The organism is Bradyrhizobium oligotrophicum S58, from assembly GCF_000344805.1.
Lineage (GTDB): Bacteria > Pseudomonadota > Alphaproteobacteria > Rhizobiales > Xanthobacteraceae > Bradyrhizobium > Bradyrhizobium oligotrophicum.
In genome coordinates this window covers 6,089,750-6,102,892 of sequence record NC_020453.1, presented here as the reverse complement: position 1 = coordinate 6,102,892, position 13,143 = coordinate 6,089,750, and the positions used below count along the sequence as shown (strand labels likewise).

The following is a 13,143-nucleotide window of genomic DNA, read 5'->3' as shown; positions in this document are numbered from 1 at the left end:
ATACCGGGAATCGGGAGGCCCTGATGAAAAGAATGCTGCTGCTCGCCGCGACGTTGTCGCTCGCCGCCGGCTCCGCTGCGGCGCAATCGCTGCCGGACCTGATGAAGCAGATGATCGCGGCGTGGAATACGCCGACCGAGCCGTTCAAGGTGATCGACAACATCTATTATGTCGGCACCAACGGGCTCGCCTCCTACCTCATCACGACGCCGCAGGGCCATATCCTGATCGACACCGTGATGCCGGAATCGACCGCGCAGATCGAGGCCAGCATCGGCAAGCTCGGCTTCAAGGTCGCCGACATCAAGGTCATCCTCAACACCCATGCCCATATCGACCACACCGGCGGCCTCGCGCAGATCAAGCAGGAGACCGGCGCCCAGATGGTGGCGGGCGCCAAGGACGTGCCGCTGCTCGAAGGCGGCTTCTATCCGGGCCGCGAGGAGGAGCGCCATCTCGGCTTCCCGCCGGTCAAGGTCGATCGCGCCGTGCACGAGGGCGACACGGTCACGCTTGGCGGCGTCACCTTGACGGCACATGAGACGCCCGGCCACTCGCCGGGCTGCACCAGCTGGACCACTGACGTGAAGGATGGCGGCGCCACCCGCAGCCTGATCTTCTTCTGCAGCGCCACCGTCGCCCTCAACCAGTTGGTGGGCCGGCCGACCTATCCGGGCATCGTCGACGACTACAGGAAGACCTATGCCTGGGCCAAGACGGCGCATCCCGACATCCTGCTGGCGCCGCATCCGGAGATGTACGACATGGCCGGCAAGCGGGCCAAGATCGCCGAGGGCGCGCCGAACCCGTTCGTCAACCCCGGCGAGTTCAACACCTATCTCGACAAGCTCGAGACGCAGTTCAACGAGGGCCTGGCCAAGCAGACCGCGGCGCTGCAGTCCGGCAAGTAGTTGCGCGCATGCTATGCCGGGCCGGCTGCTGGCAGCCGGCCCAGCGTGAAGTCGGAGAGATCGACGCGGGGCGTCTCGCCCTGCGCCATCGCCGCCAGCGCTTCGCCGACCGCCGGCGAATGCTTGAAGCCGTGACCGGAACAGGCCGAGGCGTAGATCACGTCGGCATCGCCGGGATCGCGATCGATGATGAAGCGGCCGCCGCTGGCATTGGTGTAGAGACAGACCTCGCTGCGCAGGCAGCGCGGGCCGAGATCCGGCAGGAACGGGTGGACGTAGGTCTCGTAGGTCGCGGCGACTTCCTCCGCCGTGACCTCGCGGGTGACGTGATCCGGATCGGCCGCGCCTGTCATGACCTCGTTGGCGATCTTCACGCCGTTATCCGGCGAGCCGAGCCAGGGAAAGCCGTAGATGTCGGACGCGGCGCGCTCGCGGCCGGTGACGTCCCAGATGAACACCGGCGTATCGGGGCCGAAGCGCTCCGGATGCGAGAGGAGTTCGAACCAGTACAGCACCTGGCGCGTGACGTGGACGCGGCGGCGCAGGGGCGCGATCAGCTCGGTGATCCATGGTCCTGTGGTGACGATCAGCGCCGTCGCGCTCGCTGTCGTGCCGTCGTCCATGGTCACCGTGAGTCCGTCCGCGGCGCGGCGGAACGATGTGACCCGCCGGCCGGCCAGAAGCGTAGCGCCATGGCGCGCGGCCACCGCAAGCTCGGCGCGGACGCAGTCCTCGACCAGGAGATAGCCGCCCTCGCGATCGAGGAAGGCGCGATCGCCCGCCGTGGTGGCGAAGGCCGGATAGTCGGCGCGCAGCCGCTCCGATGAGAGGGTCTCGCCGTCGACGCCGTGCAGCCGCGCCGCGGTCTCGATGTTGGCGAAGAACTGCGCGCTGCTGACGCCATGCACCTCGCCGCCATCCCGGCTCGGGATGAACAGGCAGCCGCATTGCGCGAACAGCCGCGCGCCGGTCTCGCGCTCCAGCTCACGCCAGATCGCGTGCGAGCGCTGCGCCAGCGGCGTGTAGTCGACGCCTTCGCCGATCGCCGCACGGGTGATGCGGGTCTCGCCATGGGTCGAGCCGAATCTATGTGGCGGCTGGAAGCGGTCGATGCCGAGCACGCGGCGCCCGGCCTTGGCGAGATGCAGCACGGCGGCGCTGCCGACCGCGCCGCAGCCGATCACGATCACATCAAACTGCGACATGCCGGCTCCGCACCTTCGCGACGGCTCCGCTCATTTCTTCTTCTTGCGCGACAGGAACGCTTTGAAGGCGCTGACAGCCTCTTCCGAGGTCATGCGCTCGGCGAACAGATAGGCCTCCTGGTCGATGCGGCGGGTCAATTCGTCCGGCGCGGTGCGGATCAGCTTGCGCCCGATCGCCACCGCCTCGGCCGGCAGCCGGCAGATATCGCGCGCCACCTTGTGCGCCTCGACCTCGGTATGGCCCGGCGCCACCACCGTGTTGACGAAGCCGGCGATCTGCGCGTCCGCCGCCGTCATCGTGCGGCCCATCACCAGCATCGCGAACGCCCGCTGATAGCCCATTGTCCGCGGCATCAGCAGGCTCGAGGCGCCCTCCGGCACCAGGCCGAGATGGATGAAGGGCGTGGCGAAGGTCGCGGTCGTCGAGGCCAGCACATAGTCGCAATGAAACAGCATCGTGGTGCCGATGCCGATGGCGACGCCGTCGACCGCGGCGATGATCGGCTTGACGTTGTGGGCCAGCGAATACAGGAATTTGGTTGCGGCCGAGGTGCGCACGGCGTCATCGCCGGCGCTGCCCGCATGCAGGAAATCCTCGAGGTCGTTGCCGGCGGTGAACACGCCGGAGCCGCCGGTGATGATGATGCATCGCACCAGCGGATTGTTCTGCGCCGTGTCGATCGCATCGCTCATGCCGAGATACATGGCCTGGGTGATCGCGTTCTTCTTCTCCGGCCGCCGGAGCTTGATCGTCCGGGTCTCGCTTTCGTCGGTGACGATCAGATGGTCGGTCATGGGCCCCTCATCGTATGCGCCGGTGGCGGCGATGTCGCTGCTGTCGTCGAGTCGTATCGCTCATCGCAGCCTACATCATCCGCAGGTCGCGCCAAGGCCGGAAGCGGCCATTGCCGAGCGATGTAGCCGCGCATGTGGTCGCAGGCCAATGCTCGCGGTGGTTTAGGGCGGATTTGCAACAGCATTGGCATCGGATATCGTCCGGCGCGAAGCGTGATGTCTCGCAAGGCGAATTCGATGACGAAATGTCTTTTGGTGCTGGTGTCGTTGTTGCTCTGCAGTGCCCTTCCGGGTCCGGCCGACGCTGCCAGCACCGCCACCACCGATCGCGCGCTGCTGTCGCTGTTCTGCGCGCCCAAGGCGATCGCCGGTTCGACCTGCAAGGACGCCAGATCCTATCCCGCGGAGCAGGGCCGCTGTGACGTCACCCTGCAGCCGGGGCGGCAGCAGGGACGGTTCCTGGCCGCAGGCAATCCCCTGCTGCTGGTGAGCTATGGCAGCGGCTGCGAGCCGCACGTCACCAATTTCGGCGGCGTCGCCGTGTTCGAGAAGGCTGGCCGCGCCTACAAATTTCTCGGCTTCCAGCCAGGCGTGGACGTGAGCGAATGCGTGATCGGCGCGCGGGTCGGCGCGCAGGACGTGCTCGTCTGCCTGACCGGGTGGATGGGGCAGGGGGTGATCGAGAGCAGCGTGGCGCGCATCGTCTTCGACAGCGGCAGCGACGGGTCCTTCAATTTGTCCTACGACGTTCTGCTGCAGGCCGAAGACACGACCAGCGCCTATCTGACCAACTTCGTCCGCTGCTCTGAGCAGCTGAAATATTTCGATCTGTCGAAGCTCGCGGTCGGGCCGAGCCCCGGAACGGTCGTTGCGGGCGTGAGCTATGCCGACCGCGAGACGATCGAGACAGCCTGTGGCAAAGGCTTTCCGAAGCCGAATAAGGATGCGGAGGACATGCGCGAGCCGGCGGCGGGCGAGGGCTCGGTGCCGAAGGATTACGCCAAGACCGGCAGCGTCGTCATCGACATCGCGAGCCGCGCGGCCAGGCTGCGCTGAACGCCGCCGGCGACGCCAAGCGCGCCGTCTCACGCGGCGATGCGCCCGCCGCTGAGAGTTCCCCGGGCGGTGTAGGTCTGCAGCCCCGTGCTCGGCGGTGCTGTGGAGACCGTCACCCCGGTTGTGCCGTCCGAATAGGTTGTCGTGGTGATGATCTCGCCGGCAACCGTGATCGAGACCTTGCTGATCACGATCCTGCTCGCCGTGGGCACGCCGGCCGTGCTGACCGCGGAGCGCGATCCCGCGCGCGCGAGGGCGGTCGCCGCGGGGGCCGCCGAAGTCGTGGTGACGGAGCCGATGGCATTGATGGGCATGGCTCGCCTCGCTCGGATGTGAGGCCGATGCGGGCTGCGGATCCGGTGCTGACGTCCGCACCCTGCGACGGGACTGTCGTCGCCTTTGGCCTCGTGCGTGAGGTCCGCCGCGAGGCTCGCGCCGACGGGTTAACGATGTGTCAACGACGGTCTCGCAACGTTTGCGTGTTCTGCATGGCTGACGCGCGTGGGGCGCGGCCGGTCTTGGCGCGCCCGATCAACCGCAAGTCCGCCGGCTACTTGGTGCCGTCGGAGCGCAGCGGTGGCTGCGCAACGCCGCGCGGGTTGCCGGCCGGCGGTGCCGGGGGACGCACGGCCTCGCGCCGCAGCGCCTGCTCCAGCACCACGAGCCGCGTCGCCATCCGTGTCAGCTCGTCATGGACCGAGCCCTGGACCGCGGTCACCGCGTGCTGCACCTCGCGCAACGCGTCGCGCTGGGTCTCGGCCTTCAGCGTCCTGAACTCGGCCTCCATCGAGGTCAGGCGATGGTTGACCGCCCTGATCGCCTCGGCGATCTCCTTCTGGCCTTCCTGCAGCGCGCGCACATGATCGACGAGCCGCAGATGGTCCGTCAGCTCCTCGACGGTCTTGCCGATGTTGCTGCGGCCCCACATTACTTCACGGACCTCAGCAGAGTCCTGATCGTCGCCAGATGGTCGTCGGGCGATCCGAGCCGCGCCGAGATCGCGCTCATGAGATCCTTCCGCAACTCCGACAGCTCGTCCTCGGGCACGATCCGCTCGGCCGGCTCATCGTGTGGCGTCCGCCGCGGCTCGACTTCGAATTGCCGCGGCTCGAGATCGAAATAGGGCGGCCGTTCGTAGACCGGGATGTGCGGCGCCTGGCGTGATGCGGTCACGCGCGCGAGGCTCGGGAAGCGCGCCGGCGCCGTCTTCGCCGGCCGCTCGATGGAGTCGATGAGCGCCGCCAGCGCCACCTCCATGTTGCTGTCATCGAACTCTTCGTCGACGACATGATAGGAGGGATTGCGTGCTGCGGCTCCGCCCAGCGACGACGGCGTGAACGTGGATGCGTGGTCGCGGAGTCGCTCGATGACCCGGCGGAGGCGCTCGCCGAGTCCTGGCTTCTCCCTGGCGGGTGTTCGCATCAACATCTCACTCTCCAGTGGAACAGCTTAGGCGAGCAGGTAAAAGCTTAGCAAGAGGCAGTTGCTCAGCTGCCAACAGGTTGTCCAGCGGTAATCCGGGCCGGGCGCGCCGGGAGCGCTGATCTCAACAAGTTCCTCGCGCAAAGCTCCTCGCACCGGCCCGCTAAGCGCCGATGACACCATCCGCCGCGGCGGGACCTATCATGCGAGACTCAGCGTGCATATGAGAGGCGGGCGAGGGCGGTCCGGCACGCCGCGGCTCTGGTCCGCACGACCGGCGATGTTTCGCATCAGCAGGAGGAACAACCCTGTACCTCCGGCCGTTCGGACTTGAGCTGCGTCCCCCAATGTCCGAGGCCTCCCATGTATCACCACGTCAAGAAGCTGATGTTCACCGTTCGCGTCGACGAGCCCGATCCGCGCTTCGGCAACATGCTGCTCGAGCAGTTCGGCGGCGCCAATGGCGAGCTCGCGGCCGCCATGCAGTACTCGATCCAGGGCCTCAACTGCGAGGATCCTGATCGCAAGGATCTGTTGATGGACATCGGCACCGAGGAGCTCAGCCATCTCGAGGTGGTCGGCACGCTCGCGCGCATGCACCTGAAGCCGGCGAAGTTCGACCGCGAGGCCGCCGAGGCCGATCCGTTGATCGCGATCTGCGGCGGTGGCGGCGTGAACCTGTTCAACTCGCAGGGCAATCCGTGGACCGCCGATTATCTCAAGATCACCGGCGAGCTCGACGTCGACCTGCGCAGCAACATCGCGGCCGAAGCGCGTGCCAAGATCGTCTATGAACGGCTGATCAATTTCACCGACGATGCCGGCACCAAGGACGCGCTGCAGTTCCTGATGACGCGCGAGATCACCCACATGAAGGCGTTCGCGCTGGCGCTGGAGAGCATGAACAAGCCGGCCTTCAGCATCGGCCGCATCGCGCCCACCCCTGGACTGGTCGATCAGTTCTTCAATGACTCCACCGGATCGGGCGATCACGGCGAGATCGACACCCGCGGCCCGTGGAACGAGGGCGGCGACTGGGTGTTCACGGACTCGCCGGCGATTCAGGCCGCCGAGAACGGCGCGGCCAATGCGATCGTCACCGAGAGCTCGCCGCCGGTCGACGAGGCGGGCCTCGGCGATCTCCTGATCGAGGAGCTGCGCGACATTCTTCATGCCGAGAAGCAGCTCACCAAGGCGCTGCCGAAGATGGCGGAGGCCGCCCGTTTCGACCAGCTGCGCGAATTGTTCGAGCAGCATCTGGTCGAGACCGAGGCGCAGATCGAGCGCATCAACGAATGCTTCGATCTGCTCGGCAAGACGCCGCGCGCCAAACCCTGCAAGGGCATGATGGGCCTGGTCGAGGAAGGCCAGGAGATCATGACGCAAGGCGAGGACAAGGAGGATGCCGCCGCCGACCTGGCTTTGATTGGTGCCGCGCAGCGCGTCGAGCATTACGAGATGTCAGGCTACACCACCGCCCGCAATCTCGCCTCCCAGCTCCGCCACAGCGCCGTCGTCGCGCTGCTGTCGAAGTCGCTGGCCGAGGAGGAGAACGCCGACCAGCTCCTCAACCAGGTCGCGCGCTCCTTGATGTCGGTCGCCAAGATGCCGGCCGCGATCGAGCAGGCATGAGACGAGGGACGTCCGCTAGGCGCATCGCGCGATGCAGACTGCCTTGAAGCAGACGTGTCGCGCGACAAACTCAACTGTCATCGCCCGCGGAGGTGGGCGATTCAGTACTCCGGAACAGCAGTGATCGGCCGAGAGGCTGCGGCGTACTGGATACCCCGCCTGCGCGGGGTATGACGAGCAAAGCCGGGGCGTCCGCGGTGCCACAATCCAACGGCGGGATTCGCGCCATCAAACTCTGATGCGAAGAGGAGCGCTTCAATCGCGTCCGGCGCCTACTCCGTGTAGCTCCGCCACCGCTCCGCCCGGCGGAAGTGGATGGGCGTCAGGCACCGCCGCGCGCGGCTGATCTGGGCCTCGGTTGCGCCGCGGCTGCGCGCATACATCTCGGCGACCTCGGCGGTATATTTCTCGACGTAGTAGCGGACTTCCGAGCACGACATCCGCGTCTCCGCGCCTGCGTCGTTGGCCGCCTGCAGCTCGGAACCCATCGCCAGCATCAGCAGCGCCGCGCCGATTACACCCCGCAACATCGACATCCTCCCCCGTCAGCAGATGATCCTGCCAACAGCGCTGACTCGGATCGGCCACGCAAATTAACAATGCGACCGTGATGACATCTCGATCGGACTGTTGCTTCGCGGCGTCACTGCAGGGCAAGGGCCGTCGCGCGCGCCGTTGCGGTGTCGCCGGCCTGATGCGATGCGCGCAAGGTTCCTCGGTTGGAACTCGCGCGTTCGCAATGCGGCAGTCACGGGTGCGCGTCACGCCGTCGTTCAGCGCGACGCGCATCTTGCAGGACGGGACACGCGATCGGGGTGGGCTCTCAGGCCGTCGCTCCCTGGGTCGACGCAGCCGTGCTGCTCGCCGAGGTGCCGGTCGCGCCTTGCGCGTTGTAGGTCTGCGCGCCTTTGCTGCTACCGTCCGAGCTGGCGGCGGTCTTGGTCACCTCGGTCGAGCCGTCGGAATAGGTGATCGTCGTCGTGGTGACGCCATCGAGCGTGATCGAGACATCGCTGACCACGGTCTTGCCCGACGAGGAGCTGCCGCCGCCGGAGGAGCTCTCCGACGTGCTGCTCGCCGAGCTCGTGGCCGACGATGATGATGTCTGCGACGTGGACGAGGTGGATGATGCGGCCGTGGTGGCCTGGGTCGTGGCGCTCGCGATGGGCGTGCTGACGGAGCTGATCGACATGGGACTCTCGCGTGAAGAAGAGACGGAAAGGCCGTGCGCAAGCTGGCGCTCGGCTCGCTTCTTCAACGCAGATGCCGGTCGGAGCGGGCGTAGCGAATTGCGTCTGAGTATGTCCAAGCGCCGCTGCCTTAACGCAGGGTTAAGACCGGGCCACTCAAACCTCCTCCGGGCTCGCGTCCCGGCGCCACAGCTTCGCTGTGCGGCGTCTTCGTGCGTGCCGGAATGACGCGGTGAAAGCCGAGAGCGATTGCCAAGCTCAGTCGCCGCGCTCCAATCTTCCCGCGTGCATAACGCTCACGCTCTGCCCTCAGCAAAGATCACAATTTGCCGAAGCCGGCGCTTTGCACATCGCCGCAGCGCCAGCGGCGCCAAGCGATCTCTACACCGCGCTCGACCGCCACGCGCCTGAACAGGCCGGAACGCGCTTGCAACGACTTGCGGCGAAGAATGCGGCCAATGGCTCCCCCGGCATCGGCCAGATACGTTCCGTTAACCGGGTCGGTACGCAATATCCGTATTCCGATCAGCTCTTCGAGCCCAAACGAGAGGCATTCTCGGCGACTTGCTCCCTATAGAATGAGATCACCTGCGCTGAGCTGCCTCCTCCGAACAAGATCGAGCCGGCCTTCAGTGCTGCGTCGATTTTTTCGCCGATCATCATCCTCGCTTCGGCGGCAGCCGATGGTCCGCCATAGGCAATTTTGGCTAGTCTGTAGTTGATGACATTGCCCGACTCCATTGCCAACATCAGCGCTGGAAACCAGGGATAGAAGAACATTTGACCCTCCGGTCTGGGTGTGCCGCACCCTAACGCAAGCCGACCGGATATCGTTCAATTCTTTAGTTGGACTATGCAGTCGGAGATCACGCGTTGCCTGCAAAGAGGACCTCGGGGCCGGTGCGAACGAGGTGTGGATCAGCATATTCAGAGTTCTGCGCCTATCAGAGTCGAACGCAAAACAACTCACCGGCCGGCGCGAACAGATGACGGCGACGCTGACTGCGCTACCGCTGGACAGCGGGAGGGGCGGGGAAAAAGGAGCCAAATACGGCCTCAACGCGGGTCACGCGCTGAAGCCGTATCTATTGGACGCCACAGGTCGGCTATGCCGTCGGTCCCTACAGGAGCCATTCCGAGAGGGCCTGGCTGTTCAATTTTGATCACTATTCCGGTTTGATTCTCGAGTGTGACAATTGGCATGGGCTCCGCCGAAGCGCATCAGGCGTCTGATCGCGCATTGCTGACCTTGTTGCTTCAGTCGCTTGGCGAGTAGGGCGGATTGGCGTTGGCGTAATCCGCCGTTGTCTATCATCCATGGAACGCTGCGGGCGAGCGAGCGCCTACCATCCCATTCGCGAAAGCTCGGCGGGTTACGCTAACGCTAACCCGCCCTACGCTTTGGACAATCCACCAAGGCCTACTTGCCGAGGATCTTTTCCGCGGCGGTGACGATGCTGACCGTCGGATGCTCGGCGCAGTACTTGCCGAACTTCTTGGCGTTCTCGACGAACACGTCGGTGTCGATGATGGCCTCGTCCTGGTCGCCCTTGTACCAGCCATCCATCCAGGTCAGCACCATCCTGATCTCGTCTTCGCCGCCGTCGATGAACTGCTTGCAGCTCATGGTGGAGAGATCGAGAACGACGGCCGAGGCCGGTGCGGACGACAGCATCAAGGCGGTGGCAAACAGCGTCGCGACGAATGATTTCATATTCGTTCTCCGAATGACTATGTTGAAAAACAATGAACTATGCAGAGCCTTGCCGGTGCCTTCGCGAGATGGAGGCGGAACCGGGTGCAGATAGAACTGGCTGGACCGACTGCCGAAGTCAAGGACGGCGGCGGTGAGTCGAGTGGATGTGACGCCCGGCTTGGCGGTCGCCAACGTCTGCCGTCGCGAGTCCCCGCGGCAGAACCGGCCGCGCTCGCCGTCACGCTGCGATGATCGACTGGTCGTTCTGGAAATAGTCGAGCGGGTCCCACTCCGCCTTCGCCTGGGTCAGACGCTGCAGGTTGCCGCCGTAATAGAGTCTGAGCGCTCCCTCGCGACCGCCATATTGGTTGAGGTCCGTGTCGGGATAGTTGATGTAGCAGCCGTCGACATTGTTCGACGGGTCCTTCGCCGGGTCGGGCACGCCGCCATAGGCGGCGTACATGTCGCGATAGAAGTCGCCGATCCAGCGGATATGCGCTTCGCCGTTCGGGCTGGGGCCGCTCTCCACGTCCTGCCAATAGGTCTGGTACTGCAGCTTGAACAACGAGCTGCGCTGCCACACGGCGGTGGCCTGCGGGGGGACGGTATTGATCTTGCCGCCGTAGCTGTCGACCTGCAGCAGCGATTGCGACATGTCGATCGGCTCGCCGTCGGCTTCGGTCGGATAGAGCCTCAGATAGCGGTAGATGGTTGCGATCTGATCATCGGGAAAGTCCTTGCGCATATAGGCCGACTTGTACTTGCCCTTCTGGTTCGGGCCGGACCCGTTGAGGGTCTGGACCGCCTCGAACCAGGTCAGATCCTGATAGGGGATGGGATTGGCGAGATAGATGGGATGACCGATCAGCGCGCCGCGATGTGGGGTCGCGGCCGCGTAGATGCCGAACTGGTTCAGCGTGGCTTCCAGCAAAGGCAGGATCGTCGACGATCCCGGGATCGTCGACGATCCCGGCGCGCCGTCATAGGCGTATTGGACGACCAGCGAAACGGCGCCGGCCGCCTCGTGCGCGAGCTTCAGCAGCGCGAAGGCCGACGGCGGCAGGGTCCGGGTCAGGGCTTCGAAGCTCTCGATGATCTGCTTGAGATAGGCCTTGCCGCCTTGCGGCACGATGGTGTCGGCCCAGCTCCAGCTCATGGTGTAGATCTCGGCGCGCTGCGGCGCCTTCGGCAGCGTGGCGAACTCATAGCGCGTGATCAGGCCGAAATTTCCCCCGCCGCCACCGGTATGCGCCCAGAACAGGTTCTGGTCCGGCCCCGGCGCGCTCTGCCGATTGACGCGCTTGAACAGCGTGTTGCGGTTGCGGTCGACCGTCACGACGTGGACGCCGCTCAGCCAGTCGACGGTCAGGCCGAATTCGCGCGACAGCAGGCCGTAGCCGCCGCCGCAGATGTGACCGCCGAGGCCTACGGAGTAGCAGGAGCCAGCCGGCAGAGTGAGCCCGTAGTGCCAATAGAGCCGCCGGTAGAGGTCCCAATTGGTGCCGCCGCTCTGGGCATAATAGACCCCCTGTTGTGAGTCGAAGCCGATCTCGTCGAGCAGGCTGACATCGATGAGCGCCAGCGTCTGCTCGCTGAAAACGAAATCCTCGTAGCAGTGGCCGCCGCCGCGCACGCGGACATGGCCGGGACCGAAGCCGATGGCCTTGGCCAGTGCGATCTGTGCGCCTTGCTCGGTCAGCGGGACGAAGATCACCACGCAGTTCGGCGCCAGCCAGCGCCGGTTGAACCCCTGCGTGAGCCCGGCGAATTGCGGACTGTCCGGCTCCAGCACCAGCAGATCGGCACCGGCGGCAGCGCCCGCCGCAGCAACGAATTCGGACTTTGCCTGTGCCGCCGGTCGCCCCGTCGATGCAAGCAGGCTGGCGATCGATCCGCCGGCCGCCGTCCGCCGCTTCAACAGTCCGTGGGCTTCCATGGCCGCCTCCCTCCTGCCTCGCCTGCCGAGTGCTCTTCCGTCGCATCGCTTGCGTGGTGCGTACCGGAACGGCGGGGCAGGGAAGCAACTCCTCGTCTTGTCGTCAATCTTTGATTGAGTTTTTGTCTCGATACAATCGATGCTCCCGGCTGATGGCCGGCGGCTTCCGGGGCATATCGGTTCGCCAGCGCCGGACCTCGTCAAGCGCTGCTGTCCTGATTGCCAATCTCCGACCTCGCGCTCTAATCTTCCCTCCGCATGACCCTCACTCTCTCTCCCCGGCAACGAACACAATTCACCGAATCCGGCGCGCTGCACATGGCGGCGGCGCTCGACGCGCCCGCTCTGCACGGACTGGAAGACGCACTGTCCGGCCATGCGCCGGAGGAGGCCGGCATACGTCTGCACGGTGTCGTTGCGCTGGCGCCGTTCCTGGCGAGCGCCGGTCCGGTCGGCCGCGCCGCGGCCGCAGCGCTCGGCGAAGCCGCGCGCCCGGTGCGCGCGGTCTATTTCGACAAGACGGCCGCCGCGAACTGGGCCGTGCCATGGCATCAGGACCGCACCATCGTCGTCCGCGAGCGCATCGAGGTCGCGGGCTTCGGTCCCTGGACCACCAAGGCCGGCCTGCAGCACGTCGCGCCGCCCTATGAGGTGCTTGCGCGGATGGTGACCCTGCGCGTGCATCTCGACGCCGTGCCCGGCGGTAACGCCCCGCTGCTGATCGCCCCCGGCTCACACCGCCTCGGCCGCATCGCCGAAGCCGACGTGCCCAAGGTGGTCGCGCGCTGCGGCACGGCGGTGTGCCACGCCGAGCCCGGCGACATCTGGCTCTATGCGACGCCGATCCTGCACGCCTCCGAGCCATCCAAGCAGCCCGGCCACCGCCGCGTGCTGCAGGTGGATTTTGCGGCGGCTGAATTGCCGGGCGGGTTGGCATGGTTGGGGGTGTGAGTGGTCACCCGTCGGGCAAATCGATGAGTTGTCACGATATCCTGTCAAGAGATTCTGAAAAACATAAATACCTTGACGGATTCGCCAAATCAGCATTAGGATCCGCCCATCCCGTTGCACGGTAGGGGACGGTTCGCGGTCGTCACGGACGTTGGCAGCGGGATGCGGTGGACGCGGGCGGGCGCAGTGCTGATAGCACGGACGAACGGCTGCTCGCGGACGGTGAAGGCGTGTGGTTCTGATACTCCGATGCTAGTATCCAGCGTAATGCGCGAAAAGCGCATTGCGCGACATGGTGGCCAGAAAGCCCGGTGCACCAGGAAGAGCGCGCTATAGCCTGTTAAAACCA

Annotated in this window: 15 protein-coding genes; 4 read left to right on the top strand and 11 right to left on the bottom strand. The window is 65.6% G+C overall.

The window, feature by feature from the left end; translation table 11 throughout:
- Positions 1-23: 23 nt before the first annotated feature.
- Complete coding sequence (gene bla / locus S58_RS26265; protein ID WP_042340227.1) at positions 24-911, top strand: subclass B3 metallo-beta-lactamase; 888 nt, start codon at positions 24-26, stop codon at positions 909-911.
- A gap of 11 nt (positions 912-922) precedes the next feature.
- Here bla and solA read toward each other — a convergent pair whose 3' ends face one another.
- Both solA and S58_RS26255 read right to left on the bottom strand, forming a co-directional pair.
- Complete coding sequence (solA, locus tag S58_RS26260) at positions 923-2,116, bottom strand: N-methyl-L-tryptophan oxidase (RefSeq protein WP_015668426.1); 1,194 nt, start codon at positions 2,114-2,116, stop codon at positions 923-925.
- A gap of 30 nt (positions 2,117-2,146) precedes the next feature.
- The gene (locus S58_RS26255; RefSeq protein ID WP_015668425.1) at positions 2,147-2,911 is read right to left on the bottom strand and encodes a crotonase/enoyl-CoA hydratase family protein; all 765 of its coding nucleotides are present in this window, start codon (positions 2,909-2,911) and stop codon (positions 2,147-2,149) included.
- 237 nt (positions 2,912-3,148) lie between these two features.
- Between S58_RS26255 and S58_RS26250 the strand changes: the two genes are divergently transcribed.
- Complete coding sequence (locus S58_RS26250; RefSeq protein ID WP_015668424.1) at positions 3,149-3,967, top strand: hypothetical protein; 819 nt, start codon at positions 3,149-3,151, stop codon at positions 3,965-3,967.
- Positions 3,968-3,996: 29 nt separating this feature from the next.
- Here S58_RS26250 and S58_RS26245 read toward each other — a convergent pair whose 3' ends face one another.
- The 3 genes from S58_RS26245 to S58_RS26235 all read right to left on the bottom strand — a co-directional run bounded on the left by S58_RS26245 (position 3,997) and on the right by S58_RS26235 (position 5,395).
- Positions 3,997-4,281 carry a hypothetical protein gene (locus S58_RS26245; RefSeq protein ID WP_042340226.1) on the bottom strand — a complete coding sequence of 95 codons (285 nt, stop codon included), beginning with the start codon at positions 4,279-4,281 and terminating at the stop codon, positions 3,997-3,999.
- 236 nt (positions 4,282-4,517) lie between these two features.
- Entirely contained in the window at positions 4,518-4,895 is a 378-nt protein-coding gene (locus S58_RS26240; protein WP_015668421.1) for a hypothetical protein, read from the bottom strand.
- A complete protein-coding gene (locus tag S58_RS26235) occupies positions 4,895-5,395 on the bottom strand; it encodes a hypothetical protein (protein WP_015668420.1) in 501 nt (166 codons plus the stop codon). The genes S58_RS26240 and S58_RS26235 overlap by 1 nt, the downstream gene beginning before the upstream one ends.
- A gap of 357 nt (positions 5,396-5,752) precedes the next feature.
- Here S58_RS26235 and S58_RS26230 point away from each other — a divergent pair, with 357 nt between their 5' ends.
- Complete coding sequence (locus tag S58_RS26230; RefSeq protein WP_015668419.1) at positions 5,753-7,021, top strand: DUF892 family protein; 1,269 nt, start codon at positions 5,753-5,755, stop codon at positions 7,019-7,021.
- A gap of 272 nt (positions 7,022-7,293) precedes the next feature.
- On the opposite strand, the gene S58_RS26225 is transcribed toward S58_RS26230, so the two are convergent.
- The 6 genes from S58_RS26225 to S58_RS26205 all read right to left on the bottom strand — a co-directional run bounded on the left by S58_RS26225 (position 7,294) and on the right by S58_RS26205 (position 11,843).
- On the bottom strand, positions 7,294-7,551 hold the full coding sequence (locus tag S58_RS26225) for a hypothetical protein (RefSeq protein WP_015668418.1): 258 nt from the start codon (positions 7,549-7,551) through the stop codon (positions 7,294-7,296).
- Between the two features lie 293 nt (positions 7,552-7,844).
- Positions 7,845-8,213 (bottom strand): hypothetical protein, encoded by a 369-nt coding sequence (locus S58_RS37810; RefSeq protein ID WP_144058395.1) that lies wholly within the window; start codon positions 8,211-8,213, stop codon positions 7,845-7,847.
- Positions 8,214-8,530: 317 nt separating this feature from the next.
- Positions 8,531-8,722: a hypothetical protein gene (locus tag S58_RS37805; RefSeq protein WP_144058394.1), complete on the bottom strand. Its 192-nt coding sequence runs from the start codon at positions 8,720-8,722 to the stop codon at positions 8,531-8,533.
- Between the two features lie 14 nt (positions 8,723-8,736).
- Complete coding sequence (locus S58_RS26215; RefSeq protein WP_015668415.1) at positions 8,737-8,991, bottom strand: hypothetical protein; 255 nt, start codon at positions 8,989-8,991, stop codon at positions 8,737-8,739.
- Positions 8,992-9,631: 640 nt separating this feature from the next.
- Complete coding sequence (locus tag S58_RS26210; protein WP_015668414.1) at positions 9,632-9,925, bottom strand: HdeA/HdeB family chaperone; 294 nt, start codon at positions 9,923-9,925, stop codon at positions 9,632-9,634.
- 220 nt (positions 9,926-10,145) lie between these two features.
- Complete coding sequence (locus S58_RS26205) at positions 10,146-11,843, bottom strand: BBE domain-containing protein (RefSeq protein WP_015668413.1); 1,698 nt, start codon at positions 11,841-11,843, stop codon at positions 10,146-10,148.
- A 258-nt stretch (positions 11,844-12,101) separates the two neighbouring features.
- On the opposite strand from S58_RS26205, the gene S58_RS26200 reads away from it, so the two are divergent.
- The gene (locus S58_RS26200; RefSeq protein WP_015668412.1) at positions 12,102-12,794 is read left to right on the top strand and encodes a phytanoyl-CoA dioxygenase family protein; all 693 of its coding nucleotides are present in this window, start codon (positions 12,102-12,104) and stop codon (positions 12,792-12,794) included.
- Positions 12,795-13,143: the final 349 nt, after the last annotated feature.

Excerpts from the sequence above, each read along its gene's own strand:
- bla (WP_042340227.1), top strand. The coding sequence starts at position 24 with ATGAAAAGAATGCTGCTGCTCGCCGCGACGTTGTCGCTCGCCGCCGGC.
- solA (WP_015668426.1), bottom strand. The coding sequence starts at position 2,116 with ATGTCGCAGTTTGATGTGATCGTGATCGGCTGCGGCGCGGTCGGCAGC.
- S58_RS26255 (WP_015668425.1), bottom strand. The coding sequence starts at position 2,911 with ATGACCGACCATCTGATCGTCACCGACGAAAGCGAGACCCGGACGATC.
- S58_RS26250 (WP_015668424.1), top strand. The coding sequence starts at position 3,149 with ATGACGAAATGTCTTTTGGTGCTGGTGTCGTTGTTGCTCTGCAGTGCC.
- S58_RS26245 (WP_042340226.1), bottom strand. The coding sequence starts at position 4,281 with ATGCCCATCAATGCCATCGGCTCCGTCACCACGACTTCGGCGGCCCCC.
- S58_RS26240 (WP_015668421.1), bottom strand. The coding sequence starts at position 4,895 with ATGTGGGGCCGCAGCAACATCGGCAAGACCGTCGAGGAGCTGACGGAC.
- S58_RS26235 (WP_015668420.1), bottom strand. The coding sequence starts at position 5,395 with ATGTTGATGCGAACACCCGCCAGGGAGAAGCCAGGACTCGGCGAGCGC.
- S58_RS26230 (WP_015668419.1), top strand. The coding sequence starts at position 5,753 with ATGTATCACCACGTCAAGAAGCTGATGTTCACCGTTCGCGTCGACGAG.
- S58_RS26225 (WP_015668418.1), bottom strand. The coding sequence starts at position 7,551 with ATGTTGCGGGGTGTAATCGGCGCGGCGCTGCTGATGCTGGCGATGGGT.
- S58_RS37810 (WP_144058395.1), bottom strand. The coding sequence starts at position 8,213 with ATGTCGATCAGCTCCGTCAGCACGCCCATCGCGAGCGCCACGACCCAG.
- S58_RS26215 (WP_015668415.1), bottom strand. The coding sequence starts at position 8,991 with ATGTTCTTCTATCCCTGGTTTCCAGCGCTGATGTTGGCAATGGAGTCG.
- S58_RS26210 (WP_015668414.1), bottom strand. The coding sequence starts at position 9,925 with ATGAAATCATTCGTCGCGACGCTGTTTGCCACCGCCTTGATGCTGTCG.
- S58_RS26205 (WP_015668413.1), bottom strand. The coding sequence starts at position 11,843 with ATGGAAGCCCACGGACTGTTGAAGCGGCGGACGGCGGCCGGCGGATCG.
- S58_RS26200 (WP_015668412.1), top strand. The coding sequence starts at position 12,102 with ATGACCCTCACTCTCTCTCCCCGGCAACGAACACAATTCACCGAATCC.